Here is a 12,940-nt window from a genome sequence, read left to right as displayed (position 1 = left end):
GTGATTTTCGCCGCTGTGTCACAATGAGCGCGACGACCCCGAGCCGGCCCGGACCGCCCAAGGCCATCGCCACGCCCTGCGTCATGGTGTGCGCGGTCGATGGCGAGAGCGGCCTTTGCCTCGGCTGTTTTCGCACGCTGAAGGAAATCGCCGGCTGGCGGTCGCTGAGCGACGCCGAGCGCGCGGCGGTCATGGCCGACCTGCCGTCGCGCCGTAGTCAGGTCGATCCGGCCAAGCTGGGCTAGCGCGGTTAGCGGCTTAAGCTTTCGTCAGCCACGTCGTTTCACCCCATCAAAACGCCGCGCCTCTAGGACAGAGGCATGGTTCGCATCGATACCCAGTCTGTCGTCGTCCTCGGCTTCGCTCTCATGGCGTCGTTCGGCACGGCTCTGACGATCCGCCATCTGGAAGGCGACGGCATGGCCCAGGCGGCGACGCCCGTGGTCGAGGCGGCGGTCGGCGCCTCCGGCACGGACGCCCAGGTGGTGAAGGGCGCGGACGGCCACTATTGGGCCGAGGCCAATATCGACGGCAAGGCGGTGCGGGTGCTGGTGGATACGGGCGCCAGCGTGGTCGCCCTGACGCGCGCCGACGCCCTGAGACTAGGCGTCGATCCCGAACCCGAAGCCTTCACCGGCAAGGTCCAGACCGCATCGGGTGTCGTGCGCGCCGCGCCGGTTCAGCTGAAGACGATCTCGGTCGCGGGCGCGCGTGTGGACCGGGTCGAGGCCCTGGTGGTCGAGCAGGGGCTGGAATACTCCCTGCTGGGCATGAGCTATCTGGGCCGGCTTTCCGCCTTTTCCGCCACGCCGGCCGGGCTGACTCTGCGCCCCTAAAGATCGCGCATCTGGCGACGGGCTTCGCTGAAATACTGCCAGCCGGTCCACAGGGTGATGATGGCGGCGAACCAGATCAGGAAGATGGCGAAGGACTCGAACGCCGGCTGCCAGGCCAGCGGGGATCCGTCCTCGTTCTGCAGGCCCAGGGCGCCCCACAGCAGGGTCAGCTGAAGCGCGGCGAGCGCCACCATCTGCACCGTGGTCTTCCACTTGGCGGCCAGGGTGACCGGCAGTTCGATGCGGCCGGCCATCGTCTCGCGCAGGGCGGAGACGGCGAATTCGCGGAACAGGATCAGGCCGCAGGGCAGGGCGATGCCGGGCAGCGAACCCGAGGCCAGGACGCCCAGGATGGCCCCAGTCACCAGCACCTTGTCGGCGATGGGATCGAGAATGGCGCCCCAGCGCGTGGTCGCGTTCCAGCGCCGGGCCAGATAGCCGTCGACCCAGTCAGTCGAGGCCGCGATGACGAAGATCCAGAAGGCCCAAACGCTGAACCGCCCCTGGGTTTCCGGCGACAGCCAAGCCTCAAGCGCGCCCGGCGCGGCCCCGGCCATCATGGCGAACATCACCACCCCGGCCGCCAGACGCAGCCCGGTCAGGATGTTGGGAATGGGGTTGGCGCGGTGGGCGGAGGTCATCGTCATGTCCGTTGCAACGCGCCGGGTGTGGCACGGTTCGCCGCTCAATCCAACGGTTCGAACCGCGGCTTGTCGGTCAGGGCCGTAAGCGCGCCCTCGGCGATGCCGAAATGCAGACCGCTGAGCTGAAGCTCGCCCTTGGCTTCGCGCTCGGCGATCCACGGGAAGGTGCGCAGGTTCCGGATCGACAGCCGCACGATGGCTTCTTCGGCTGCGCGCTCCAGCTGGTCGGGGGCGACGGTTTCGGCGACATGCTGGACGACTGGCGCGCCTTGGGCGATCCAGGGGGCGACGAAGTCGGCGACGATTTCAGGGGCGCCGTTGATCATGGCGTTGACCCCGCCGCAGTGGGCGTGGCCCATGACCACGATCCGCTTGACGCCCAGCACCTTGACCCCGAACTCCAGCGCCGCCGACACGCCGTGCAGCTTGCCGTCCGGCTCATAGGGCGGGACCAGATTGGCGACGTTGCGCACGACGAACAGTTCGCCCGGCTTGGCGTCGAAGATCAGGGCCGGATCGGCGCGGCTGTCGGAACAGGCCACGATCAGGGTGTGCGGCTTCTGGCCCTTTGTCGCCAGGGTCTCGTATTCGGCCCGGGCCGTCGGCCAGTGCTCGGCGCGGAAGCGGCGATAGCCGGCGGTCAGTTCGTCTTCGATGTCGCTCATGGTCGGTGTCTTAGCTCCGGCTCAGCTTTTACGGAAGAAGGCGTGGATGCGTTCGGCGAGAGGTTGGTTGATGCCGTCGACCTTGACCAGGTCGGCCAACGAGGCGCGGCTGACGCCCTTGGCCGAGCCGAAGGCGTGCAGCAGGGCCTTCTTGCGGCCGGGGCCGACGCCTTCGATCTCGTCCAGCGGGTTCTTCTTGATGTCCATCGAGCGGCGCTTGGCGTGGGCGCCGTTGGCGAAACGGTGGGCCTCGTCGCGCAGGCGCTGCAGATAGTAGAGGGCTGGCGACTTGAGCGGCAGCATGAAGGGCGCCTTGCCGGGCATGAAGAACTTCTCCATGCCGGCGTCGCGATCCGGGCCCTTGGCCACGCCGACGACGGCGATGTCGTCCAGCCCGCCCAGGTCGGCCATGACCGCCAGCACCTCGGCCAACTGTCCCGCGCCGCCGTCGATCAGCAGCAGGTCGGGGCGGACGACGTCTTCGCCCTTGGCCTCGCCTTCTTCTTCATCCTTGATCAGGCGCGAGAAACGACGGCGCATCACCTCGCGCATCATGCCGTAGTCGTCGCCGGGCGTCAGATCCTCGCCCCGGATGTTGAACTTGCGATACTGCGACTTCTGGAAGCCCTCGGGGCCGGCGACGACCATGCCGCCGACCGCATTGGTCCCCTGAATGTGGGCGTTGTCGTAGATCTCGATCCGCTCGGGTCGGCTCTCCAGTCCGAAGGCCTCGCAAACCTCGTCCAGAATCTTGCCCTGCGCCGAGCTTTCGGCCAGGCGGCGGCCCAGAGCCTCGCGCGCATTGGTCAGGGCGTGGTCGACCAGCGCCAGCTTCTCGCCACGCATCGGGCGGACGATCTCGACCTTGCGATCCGCCTTCATCGAAAAGGCCTCTTCCAGCAGCTCCAGCTCGTGCGGGCGGACGTTGGACAGGATCAGGCGCGGGATCGGCTTGTCCTCGTAGAACTGGCCCAGGAAGGCGGCCAAAATCTCAGGATCGGTGTCGGTCTTGTCCACGCGCGGGAAATAGGCGCGGCCGCCCCAGTTCTGGCCGGCGCGATAGAAGAAGACCTGGACGCAGGCCTGGCCGCCGTCGGAATGCAGGGCGAAGACGTCGCCCTCGGCGACGCTGTCGGCGCTGACGGAGTTCTCCATCGCAATGGCCGACAGGGCGCGGATGCGGTCGCGCACGCGGGCGGCCTGTTCGAAGTCCATCTCGTCGGACGCCGCCTGCATCTCCTTGGACAGGCGACTGATGACGGCGCGGGACTTGCCGCGCAGGAACTGTTCGGCCTCGGTGACCAGTTCGCCGTAGTCCTCAAGCGAGATCAAGCCGGTGCAGGGGGCCGAGCAACGCTTGATCTGATGCAGCATGCAGGGACGGGTGCGGGTCTCATAGACGCTGTCGGAACAGGAGCGCAGCAGGAAGGCCTTCTGCAGGGTGTTCAGCGTGCGGTTGACCGCCCAGGTCGAGGCGAAGGGGCCGAAATAGTCGCCGGGCGTGGTGTGGGCCCCGCGATGCTTCCTGACCTGTGGCGCGCGGTGATCGCGGCGGATCATCAGTTCGGCGAAGGACTTGTCGTCGCGAAGCACCACGTTGAAACGGGGCTTCAGCTTCTTGATGAAGTTGGATTCCAGCAGCAGAGCTTCGGTCTCGGTGGCGGTGACCACCAGCTCCATCGACCGGGTCTGCGACACCATCAGGCCGATGCGCTGGGTGTGAAAACGCCCTTGCGCATACTGGATGATGCGCTTCTTCAGCGACTTGGCCTTGCCGACATACAGGCAGGACCCGTCCTCGCCATACATGCGATAGACGCCCGGCTTGTCCGGCGCCCGGCGCGCCTCGTCGGCGATCAGGGCGGCGGCTTTCAGTTGGGAATCAGGCGTCTCCTCGGTCATCGCGCCCGATATAGGGTCAAGAGCGCCGGACCAGAAGGACGCCAGCCAGAACAAGCCCCACGCCGGCGATGCGGCCGATGTTCAACGGCTGGCGCGGCACGCCCAACGCCCCGAAATGATCCAGCGCCAGGCTGAGCAGCAGCTGGCCGCCGACCATCAGGGTGATGGTCATGGCCACCCCCAGGCGCGGCACGCCCCAGGCGGCGGCGACCACGAAACAGGCGCCGTAGGCCCCGCCCAGCCAAGCGTACCAGGGCAGGGCGCGCGTCGCGGCCATGTCCGGCCGGGTGTGCAGGATCGCCGCCAATATCCCCAGCACCGTCGTCCCGACCGCAAAGGAGATGAAGGCGGCGTTGACCGGGGAGGCCACGGCTGTCGCCAGCTTGGCGTTGGTCGGGGCCTGAAGAGCGGTGGCGCCGCCGGCCAGGATGACGACGAGGATGGCGAGCACGGACGGGTTCATGGCCCCTGGCTAACATGGCTTTCACGGCTTGCAGAGGGCGGCGTTCGGCGGTGGGCGCGACGCAGGCGGCGGCGCTCGGCCCGATTGAGGGACGCGCCGGACCGGCTTAGGTCGTCCGAAGATGAATCACGGTGCAATTCGTGCGCTTCACCCGGTCCGGACTCGGCGTCGTCCGTCGAAGGGTGAGGGTCGGGCGCGTCGGTCCGATCAGACGGTCGGGGCGAAAAATCAGGGTGCATTGTGTGCACATCGCCGGTCGCCGACGCCATCGACGACAGGGCTTCGAAAATCTTGAGCCAGCGCTGGGCCTCGGTCGCCTCGCCGTCCATCAGGGCCAGTTGCAGGCGACGACGCGCCGTGTCGGCCATGTCGGAAAAGGCGACATCCTTGACCGCCTCCAGCTCAAGCGCGGGATCGTACAGGTCGGGATCGTCCTGATCTCCGCGCCGCCATTCGCCCTTGCGGGCGCGGATGCGAAAGGCCGACAGGCCCAGGTCGTAGCGGCGGCAGACGATCCGCGCCGGCTCGCCCGCCAGATAGTCGTCGCGGGCCATATCCCAGATCTCCTGCGAGCGGACGCGATAGACGGGGGCGACTTGGGTCATGGGCGGACGCTGGCACGCGCCTGCGTCAGATGCGGACGTCTCTCACCAGTCCGGATCGACCGGGGCGCCGTCGAAGATTTCGGCCAGGCGCGCGCCACAGCCCCGGTTCACATCGTCCGGCAAGGCGTAGGGCGAGAACCAGCCGATCTCGGCGATCTCGCCGTGGCTGGTGCGCTCGCCCACATCGAAGGCGTCGATGCGGAAGACGGCGACGTGATCGCCGGGAAAGAACCGCTCGTTGGAGTGGATCGAGATCAGGCGCGGCGCCCCGCGCGCGACCAGACCGGCTTCTTCGCGCAGTTCGCGCACCACGGCGGCCTGGGTGGTCTCGCCCCGATCCACCCCGCCGCCCGGCAACCACCAGCCGGCCAGATAGGTGTGCCGCACCATCAGCACCCGCCCCTGCGCCTCCACCGCCACCGCCCGCACGCCCAACGTCTTGCCGCGCGTCAGGCGCGACCAGGCGAAGAAGAGCGGACGGGTGAACGGTTCGACGTGGATGCGCCAGGTCATGGGTGGGTCAACTCTATGAAAATTCGGCGTGTTCGAGCCCTAACGTATCCATTTGGGGTCGCAAACCATTGGGGAAAATCAATCGTTATAACGTCGCAATCCGAAGTGTGGCTTATGCGTGGCAATATTGGCACGACGTGACGCTGTTTTATGACGACCGTGTAATAATCGTGGCGAACGCGGCGCGTCTGCTTAGGCTCCCTGTCATCACACCCGCCCTGGGTGTGCGTCGGGCGCCCATCGGCATGGGGATGTCGATCGGTCGTCGGGCTCTTTTCAAGGAGGGGTTCGTTTTGAACAGTCGCAGTATCCGTCAACGCCTTTTGGCCAGCACCGTCGTAGGCGGCGCCTTGCTGGCCGCGATTCCCGTCATGTCGCTGGTCGCTTTGCCGAGCGTGGCGCACGCGCAGTCTCAGACGGGCGCGCTTCGCATTTCCATCCAGGCGGGCGGTCAGCCCGTGGCTGGCGCAACGGTGACCGTTAATTCTTCCGTCAGTTTGGTGACGCGAAGCGGGGTGACGGACTCTGCCGGTTTCGTGCGCCTTTCGGGTCTGGATCCCGCGATCAACTACTCCGTCAATGTCGTCGCGCCGGGCTATGATGCCTTCACTGCGAACAACGTCGCCGTTGTCAGCGGTCAAGAGCGCTCTCTCGGCTATGTCCTTAAAGGGGGCGACGTCTCGACCCTGGGCGATATCGTTGTGACCGGCACGTCGCTGGCCTCGGTGGACGTCACCTCTGCGACGGTTGGAACGACGTTGACCCTCGGCGTGGTGGAGTCGCTGCCGACGGGACGCAGCTATCAAAGCTATCTGCAGTTGGTGCCCGGCGTGAAGCCGTCAAGCGGCGGCAACCCGTCCTCACGCTCCGGCATCAACTATTCGGACATCGGCGGTGCGACCGGCACTTCGACCGACAACGTCTACTATCTGGATGGCGTCGACGTGACCGACCCGTCGACCGGGACATTCGGGTCCAACTTCAACTCTGAAATTATTCAGGAGCAACAGGTCATCGTCAGCGGCGTGCCCGCAGAATACGCCGGTGGTTCCGGTCTGATCTCGCGCGTCGTCACCAAGTCCGGCGGCAACGAGTTCCACGGTTCTCTGAACTACTACTTCCAGAACGACGGGTTGGTGGCCAAGGACGAGCACACCACTTCGGGCGGCTTCTCGACCTATGACACCGCCGCGACCCTGGGCGGGCCGATCATCCGCGATCGTCTGTGGTTCTATGGTTCGTACCAGAAGAAGCACCGTGAAGATGAGGTTCTGGACGTCAACAGCGGCAACGTGCTGCGCACCGTCACCAATGACGGCGAATACACCTTCGGCAAGCTGACCTGGCAGATCACGGACGATGATCGTCTGACGGCCAGCTATTTCGAGGATCCGACCAGCATCAGCGGCTCCAGCTCTTCGGCGACCTTGAACAATCGAGATGTGGCGCAGGAACAGGGCGGCAAGAACTATAAGGTCGAGTACGGCCGCACCTGGGGCGATCTGCAACTCGGCGCCTATTGGTTCCGTCACGAAGGCGAAGTCACGACGAGCGCTGCGGACCAGTCGGTGCGTGATACCGTCACCTTCCGGAACTCGGCTGGATCGACCCTAGCTCAGCGCCAACTGGGTGGCGCAGGTTCGAATCTGGAAACGCATCGCAATCGCGACGAGTTCGGCCTGAACTTCGAATATTATCTCGACACCGCGTTCGGCAGCCACACCTTCAAAGGCGGCTACATCAATACCGAGAACGTGTATGAGGAAAACGGGACTGTTCCGGGCGGCGTGACCTATCAGTCGCTGGCCCCGATCTATTCGGGCACCACCTACCTCGATTACACGACGGCCAGCGGCGCGAACGCATGGACTGGTCGGGCGATCGTGCAGGCCGACAATGCGCGGGTTCTGGCCGCGATTCAGGGCAACGCCACGGCGCGTGCGGCGGTCGACACCAACTTGGACGGCACCGTCTCCCAGGCTGAGTTGAACGCCTATCGCTTCACCAATACGGCTGGCGCGCCCTACGGCAACGTCAACGTTTATCGGGCCCTGCGGACCATCAGCGCCCCTTACGAGGTCAAGAGCGAAGGCCAGAGCCTGTATTTGCAGGACACCTGGACCCTTAACCAGTTGACCGTCAACGCCGGCGTTCGAGCCGAGAAGTGGGAGCACTTCGCCTCCGACGGCTCCAAGACGGCGACCTTCGACTGGGAATATGCGCCGCGTCTGAGCGTCGTCTATGACGTGCTCGGAGACGGTCGTTCGAAGGTCTTCGGTTTCGCGGGCCGCTATTACGACCCCATCCGCAACAACATGTCGGACTTCGCGGGCGCCCTGACCGGGCCGGTCGATGAAGAGCAGATCAACATCAACGGCACCTGGGTCACCTTCCGCACCCGCGGCGGCGCGACCACGCCGGACGCCTTGTTCTCGCCGGCGACCAAGACGCCTTACACCGATGAGTTCATGCTGGGCGCATCGACCACCTTCGGCTCCAGCGTCGGCCTGACCGCGACGGTGACGCGTCGTGAGACGCGCGACATCCTGGAAGACTTCGATCTGACGCTGTATTCGGATCCGACGCTGACGGCCGCCACGGCGCCCTTCGGTTACGCCTATCCGGGATCGTTCTACTATCTGCCGTATTCGTACTTCGGCTACGCGTCCAAGCCGAACTCGAACTATGTCATCGGCACGTTGCCGGGCGGAGAGCGCAACTACACCGGCTTCGAAGTCACGGTCACCAAGTTCAAGACCGACAACTGGCAAGGGCAGGCGTCCTATACGTACAACAAGGCCGAAGGGAACTCGAACTCCGACTCCAACGCCGACTTCCAGGGCGACTGGATCGCGCTCGACCCCCGCGCGCCGAACATGTACGGACCGCAACCCGGCAATATCGAACACCAGTTCAAGGCCTATGCCTCGTACGACTTCAACTTCGGTCTGCAGGTGTCGGGCGTCTTCAACTGGAACAGCGGCGCGCTCTATACGCCGGCGCAGTTGATCAGCGGTCGCTATCTGCCGCTGATGGACAACGGCTCGACGTCCGGCGGGGTGCAGGACACCTTCGTTCTGCCGAACAACGTCGGCTCGGCGACGGGTCCGTCGTATTACACCTTTGATATGCGCTTCCGCTATCAGCGGCCGTTGCCGATCGGAAACGCCGAACTGTTCCTGGACATCTTCAATATCCTGGACAACCAGGCCGCTACCGCCGAGCAGAAGCTGGTCGCGGGCAGCGGTCAGTACGCCTTCGGCGAAGCCAATGCGTGGGTTCAACCGCGTCGTGCCTATCTGGGTGTTCGCTACACCTTCTGATGGATGTCGGAGCGGGCGTCGCGGCTTGCCGTCGACGCCCGGCCTGACTTCAACCCTCAGCTGCGGCGGCCGGAAAACTTCCGGCCGCCGTTTCTTTTGCGTTGCGCGGGGCGACGAAGATCGGGTCCGCCCGTCGTTCGGCTTGAACCCCGCCCCGTCCCGCTCTAAGCCAGGACCGACAACAGGAGCATTCCATGCTGGCTCTCGGCATCATCTTCGGCTTCATCGCCGTTCTGGCGGCGTTCAACGTGTTCGAGTTCGGTCGGGTTGACTGAGGCGGCTGCTCGCTCTGAGCGGGGCGTCGCCCTGGTCACGGGCGGCGCGCGGCGGATCGGGCGGGCCATCTGTCTGAAGCTGGCCCAGGCCGGGTTCGACGTGGCGATCCATCATCATGCGTCGGGCGACGACGCCCGGACCCTGGCCGACGAGATCGCGGGCCTGGGGCGGCGCGCGTGCCTGTTGCAGGCGGACCTGACGGACGAGGCCAGGGTGCGGGCGCTGATCCCGGCGGCGGTCGAGGCGCTGGGGCCGGTCAGCGTGCTGGTCAACAACGCCTCGGTGTTCGAGGACGACCGGATCGGGGCGCTGACGCGCGACAGCTGGGACCTGCATCTCGGCACCAATCTGAGGGCGCCGATCGTGCTGGCCGAGGCGTTCGCGGCACAAGCCGTCGAGGGGGCCATCGTCAATCTGCTGGACCAGAAGGTGCTGAAGCCGGATCCGCGCTTCTTCTCCTACAGCCTGTCGCGGAACGGCCTGTGGTGGGCGACGCAGACCCTGGCCCAGGCGCTGGCGCCCGGCATCCGGGTCAATGGGGTGGGGCCGGGGCCGACCCTGCCGTCCATCCACCAGACGACCGAAGAATTCGCCGCCGAGGCGCGCGCCACCCTGCTGGAGACGCCCGGCAGCCCCGAGGCGGTGGCCGAGGCGGTGCTGTGGCTGATTGACGCCCGGATGGTCACGGGCCAGATGATCGCCGTCGACGGGGGCCAGCACCTGGCCTGGCGCACCCCCGACATCCAGGAGTAGCGCGTGGTTTCCTCTCCTCTGGCGACGCCGGTTCCGGCGGACGATCCGCTGCGATTCGAGCGGCTGAGCGTGTTCGTGCGCGGGCTGGAGGTCGAGGCCGGGATCGGGGTCTATGATCACGAGCAGGGGCGGCTGCAGCGGCTGGTGATCGATGTGACGCTGGAGCTGGCGCCGCGCCCCATCGAGCGGCTGGGCGACACCATGAACTATGAGACCGTGGCGGACGCCGCGCGCGCCATCGCCGCCGAGGGGCATGTGGGGCTGGTCGAGACCTTCGCCGAACGGCTGGCGCGGGCGTGCCTGGAGGACGGCCGCGTGCAGCGGGCCACGGTGCGGATCGAAAAGCCGGGCGCCCTGGCGGCGGTGGCGGCGCCGGGCTGCGAGATCGTGCTGGGGCGGTAAGGGCGGTTGCTTCGCGCCGCGCCGACCGCCATTGTCGTCGGCAGATTCCAGCCGGGCGTCCGGCGTGACAGAAGCGTTGTTCATGGCCGAACCCGGCGATCCGAAAGACCCAGCAGCGCCCCGCGATCACGACCACGATCATGACGCCGAGGTCGGCTTCGTCTCGCCCGCGTCGCTGGCGGGCCGTGCGCGTGAGCGCCAGCCGGAGCCGTTTCCCACAGACGAGCGCGAACCGGACCTGTTCGACCCGCCCGAGCCAGGGCCTTTCGACCGGTCTGGCCCGACGACCCGGCCGACGGCGCCGTTTCCGCCCCGGTCCGAGCCGACGCCTGTCGAGGCCGAACCGGCGCCGGCCGTGCGCGCGGTGCGCCAGCGTCTGACGGCCGAGGCCGCGCCGCGCCGTGAAGGGCCGATCGTGCCGATGCGGCTGTATGCCGTCTATGTGCTGATCCTGCTGGCCGTGCCGACGCTGGGCGTGTCGTGCCTGGTGGCCCTGCTGGCGGTGATGCGGCGCGACGGGGCGACGGATCAGCTGGAGCACAGCCACGCCGTCTATCAGCAGCGCACCATCGTGGGCGCGGCCGGGGCGGCGGTCGTCGGTGCCCTTCTGATCGTGGTCAACATCGGCGTGCTGGTGCTGTTCGCCCTGGCGATCTGGGTTCTGGCGCGCGGCGCGTTCGGGGTGCTGAAACTGAAGAGCGGACAGGCCGTTCCTCACCCCCGCAGCCTGTTGTTCTGAAGGACCGACGATGACGAACGAACCCAATTTCATCGCCGGGCAGCCGTCCGAGGGCAAGGTCGGGGCGCTGATCGCCTGGGCCCTGTTCATCCTGTCGATCCCCAGCGCCAATGTGCTGGTTCTGATCGGGCTGGTGGTGTCCTATGTCACGCGCGGGACGGCGACGGGCGTGGCGCGCCAGCATATCGAGGCGCAGATTCGGCTGTTCTGGTCGGTCTTCTGGTGGACCATCGCGGCCTGGGTCGGGATCTTGGTCAGCGCCGTGGCGTCGTTCGTGTTGATCGGCATTCCGTTCCTGCTGCTGTTCCTGCTGGTCTGGTTCCTGCTGAGCGTCTGGTTCACGATCAAGAGCGTGATCGGCCTGCTGAACCTGCTGAACGACAAGCCGATCTGAAACTCGGAACGTCCCGACGGCCTTGGCTGTTGATCCGTCAAAGGAGAACCCGATGGGACAGTTCAAGGACGTCGAAGGCGACAACCGGTTCGAACAGGCGTTCGACGACGACAAGGGCGCGGGCTTGGTCTGGGCCGACTATGCCGTGAAGGGCGATGCGCGGATCATCCTGCATGTCGAGGCCGAGCCGTCGCTGCGCGGATCGGGCGCGGCGGGGCGGTTCATGCAGTCGCTGGCCGACCATGCGCGCCAGACGGGGCTGAAGCTGTTTCCGCGCTGCAGCTACGCCGTCGCCTGGCACAAGCGGCACCCAGATTACGACGACGTGCTAGCCTAGGCGATGCCGCCGCCCTGCGATCGCAGGGCGGCGGTTTCGGTTCAGCCGCCGGCGTAACCGCCGATGATCGGCAGGATCTCGCCGGTGATGAAGCTGGACATCTGGGGCGAGGCCAAGAAGACGTAGGCGGGCGCGATTTCCTCGGGCTGGGCCGGGCGTTTCATCACCGTGTCGGCGCCGAACTTCGAGGTCGCCTCGGCATCCTTGTCGGCGGGGTTTAGCGGGGTCCAGACCGGGCCGGGCGCGACGACGTTCACGCGGATGCCGCGCGGCGCCAGATGCGTGCCCAGCGAACGGGCAAAGGCGTGGATGCCGCCCTTTGTCAGCGAATAGTCGAGCAGATCCTTGTTGCCCATCAGACCGGTGACCGAGCCGGTCATGACGATGGCGCCGCCGGCCTTCATCTGCGGAACCGCCGCCTTGGTCATGTTGAAATAGCCGTAGAGGTTGGTCTTCAGCGTGCGGTCGAAATGCTCGTAGGTCAGGTCCTCGAAGGCGGGGACGTGTTCCTGGAAGGCGGCGTTCGGGACCAGGACGTCCAGGCGGCCGAAGGCGTCGAGCGTGGCCTTGACCGCCATCTCGGCGAAGGCGGGGTCGGAGACATCGCCCTTCAGCACCACGGCGCGGCGACCCTCGGCCTCGACGGCGGTCTTGGTGGTTTCGGCGTCGGCGTCCTCGTCCAGATGGCAGATGACGACGTCGCAGCCCTCGCGCGCGAACAGGACGGCGACCGAACGGCCGATGCCGGAATCTGCGCCGGTGATCAGGGCGGCGAACCCGTCCAGCTTGCCCGACCCCTTCCAGAAGGGCGCATCATAGAGGGGCGCGGGATCCAGCGCCGCCTCGTCGCCCGGCTTGGTCTGGTGCTGTTTCGGGAAGGGCGGTTCGGGGTAGGGGCGGGCGCCGGCCTGCATCGCGCCGGACGGTTTGTCATCGCCGGACGCCTTGTCCTTTGCGTCGATGTCGCGCTGGATGGCGCGTTCCTGATCGGCGATGTCTTCGGCGCGCGCGGGGGTCCGGTCGTCCATGGATGTCGTCTCCTGAAGATGGGGGTCGTCAGGAAAGCGGACGGGCGGGCGGGTCGTTCC

The 12,940-nt window shown here is 66.5% G+C and carries 15 protein-coding genes; 8 read left to right on the top strand and 7 right to left on the bottom strand.

Features of this window, described 5'->3' with window-relative positions:
- The first annotated feature begins 23 nt into the window (after positions 1–23).
- Positions 24–245, top strand: a complete 222-nt coding sequence (locus E4341_RS13005; RefSeq protein WP_165117813.1) for a DUF1289 domain-containing protein — start codon at positions 24–26, stop codon at positions 243–245.
- 75 nt (positions 246–320) lie between these two features.
- The gene (locus E4341_RS13000; RefSeq protein ID WP_017505111.1) at positions 321–836 is read left to right on the top strand and encodes a TIGR02281 family clan AA aspartic protease; all 516 of its coding nucleotides are present in this window, start codon (positions 321–323) and stop codon (positions 834–836) included.
- Here the strand turns inward: E4341_RS13000 and pgsA are convergent.
- From pgsA to E4341_RS12970, 6 genes are read right to left on the bottom strand one after another with little or no spacing between them, the layout of a single operon-like run.
- Positions 833–1,477: a CDP-diacylglycerol--glycerol-3-phosphate 3-phosphatidyltransferase gene (pgsA, locus tag E4341_RS12995; protein ID WP_370458456.1), complete on the bottom strand. Its 645-nt coding sequence runs from the start codon at positions 1,475–1,477 to the stop codon at positions 833–835. The genes E4341_RS13000 and pgsA overlap by 4 nt on opposite strands.
- Before the next feature lie 44 nt (positions 1,478–1,521).
- Positions 1,522–2,145 carry a carbonic anhydrase gene (locus tag E4341_RS12990; protein ID WP_055753092.1) on the bottom strand — a complete coding sequence of 208 codons (624 nt, stop codon included), beginning with the start codon at positions 2,143–2,145 and terminating at the stop codon, positions 1,522–1,524.
- Between the two features lie 21 nt (positions 2,146–2,166).
- On the bottom strand, positions 2,167–4,047 hold the full coding sequence (gene uvrC / locus E4341_RS12985) for an excinuclease ABC subunit UvrC (protein ID WP_165117809.1): 1,881 nt from the start codon (positions 4,045–4,047) through the stop codon (positions 2,167–2,169).
- A 16-nt stretch (positions 4,048–4,063) separates the two neighbouring features.
- On the bottom strand, positions 4,064–4,498 hold the full coding sequence (locus tag E4341_RS12980; protein ID WP_240893565.1) for a DMT family transporter: 435 nt from the start codon (positions 4,496–4,498) through the stop codon (positions 4,064–4,066).
- 8 nt (positions 4,499–4,506) lie between these two features.
- Entirely contained in the window at positions 4,507–5,115 is a 609-nt protein-coding gene (locus tag E4341_RS12975; RefSeq protein WP_165117805.1) for a hypothetical protein, read from the bottom strand.
- A 42-nt stretch (positions 5,116–5,157) separates the two neighbouring features.
- Entirely contained in the window at positions 5,158–5,628 is a 471-nt protein-coding gene (locus E4341_RS12970; protein ID WP_165117803.1) for an NUDIX domain-containing protein, read from the bottom strand.
- A gap of 245 nt (positions 5,629–5,873) precedes the next feature.
- Between E4341_RS12970 and E4341_RS12965 the strand changes: the two genes are divergently transcribed.
- The 6 genes from E4341_RS12965 (at position 5,874) to E4341_RS12940 (ending at position 11,852) form a co-directional block, all read left to right on the top strand.
- Positions 5,874–8,951 carry a TonB-dependent receptor gene (locus E4341_RS12965; RefSeq protein WP_312185054.1) on the top strand — a complete coding sequence of 1,026 codons (3,078 nt, stop codon included), beginning with the start codon at positions 5,874–5,876 and terminating at the stop codon, positions 8,949–8,951.
- 267 nt (positions 8,952–9,218) lie between these two features.
- Positions 9,219–9,980 carry an SDR family oxidoreductase gene (locus E4341_RS12960; RefSeq protein WP_165117801.1) on the top strand — a complete coding sequence of 254 codons (762 nt, stop codon included), beginning with the start codon at positions 9,219–9,221 and terminating at the stop codon, positions 9,978–9,980.
- 3 nt (positions 9,981–9,983) lie between these two features.
- Positions 9,984–10,382 (top strand): dihydroneopterin aldolase, encoded by a 399-nt coding sequence (gene folB / locus E4341_RS12955; protein ID WP_205751301.1) that lies wholly within the window; start codon positions 9,984–9,986, stop codon positions 10,380–10,382.
- 82 nt (positions 10,383–10,464) lie between these two features.
- Positions 10,465–11,121 (top strand): hypothetical protein, encoded by a 657-nt coding sequence (locus E4341_RS12950; protein WP_205751300.1) that lies wholly within the window; start codon positions 10,465–10,467, stop codon positions 11,119–11,121.
- Between the two features lie 10 nt (positions 11,122–11,131).
- On the top strand, positions 11,132–11,515 hold the full coding sequence (locus E4341_RS12945) for a hypothetical protein (RefSeq protein WP_165117799.1): 384 nt from the start codon (positions 11,132–11,134) through the stop codon (positions 11,513–11,515).
- A 52-nt stretch (positions 11,516–11,567) separates the two neighbouring features.
- Entirely contained in the window at positions 11,568–11,852 is a 285-nt protein-coding gene (locus E4341_RS12940) for a GNAT family N-acetyltransferase (protein ID WP_052689639.1), read from the top strand.
- 41 nt (positions 11,853–11,893) lie between these two features.
- Here E4341_RS12940 and E4341_RS12935 read toward each other — a convergent pair whose 3' ends face one another.
- Positions 11,894–12,880, bottom strand: coding sequence for an SDR family oxidoreductase (locus E4341_RS12935; RefSeq protein ID WP_165117797.1), 987 nt, complete (start codon positions 12,878–12,880; stop codon positions 11,894–11,896).
- Positions 12,881–12,940: the final 60 nt, after the last annotated feature.

Origin of the sequence: Brevundimonas sp. 'scallop', from assembly GCF_011045535.1 — a bacterium.
In the GTDB taxonomy this organism is placed as follows: domain Bacteria; phylum Pseudomonadota; class Alphaproteobacteria; order Caulobacterales; family Caulobacteraceae; genus Brevundimonas; species Brevundimonas vesicularis.
Note: the sequence above shows the minus strand (reverse complement) of the source record. Positions and strands in the feature narration are given on the sequence as shown.

Bases quoted from the DNA above. Each gene is read 5' to 3' on its own strand.
- E4341_RS12970 (WP_165117803.1), bottom strand. From the start codon at position 5,628: ATGACCTGGCGCATCCACGTCGAACCGTTCACCCGTCCGCTCTTCTTC.
- E4341_RS12945 (WP_165117799.1), top strand. From the start codon at position 11,132: ATGACGAACGAACCCAATTTCATCGCCGGGCAGCCGTCCGAGGGCAAG.
- E4341_RS13000 (WP_017505111.1), top strand. From the start codon at position 321: ATGGTTCGCATCGATACCCAGTCTGTCGTCGTCCTCGGCTTCGCTCTC.
- uvrC (WP_165117809.1), bottom strand. From the start codon at position 4,047: ATGACCGAGGAGACGCCTGATTCCCAACTGAAAGCCGCCGCCCTGATC.
- E4341_RS12940 (WP_052689639.1), top strand. From the start codon at position 11,568: ATGGGACAGTTCAAGGACGTCGAAGGCGACAACCGGTTCGAACAGGCG.
- E4341_RS13005 (WP_165117813.1), top strand. From the start codon at position 24: ATGAGCGCGACGACCCCGAGCCGGCCCGGACCGCCCAAGGCCATCGCC.
- E4341_RS12965 (WP_312185054.1), top strand. From the start codon at position 5,874: ATGGGGATGTCGATCGGTCGTCGGGCTCTTTTCAAGGAGGGGTTCGTT.
- pgsA (WP_370458456.1), bottom strand. From the start codon at position 1,477: ATGACCTCCGCCCACCGCGCCAACCCCATTCCCAACATCCTGACCGGG.
- E4341_RS12935 (WP_165117797.1), bottom strand. From the start codon at position 12,880: ATGGACGACCGGACCCCCGCGCGCGCCGAAGACATCGCCGATCAGGAA.
- E4341_RS12950 (WP_205751300.1), top strand. From the start codon at position 10,465: ATGGCCGAACCCGGCGATCCGAAAGACCCAGCAGCGCCCCGCGATCAC.
- E4341_RS12975 (WP_165117805.1), bottom strand. From the start codon at position 5,115: ATGACCCAAGTCGCCCCCGTCTATCGCGTCCGCTCGCAGGAGATCTGG.
- E4341_RS12990 (WP_055753092.1), bottom strand. From the start codon at position 2,145: ATGAGCGACATCGAAGACGAACTGACCGCCGGCTATCGCCGCTTCCGC.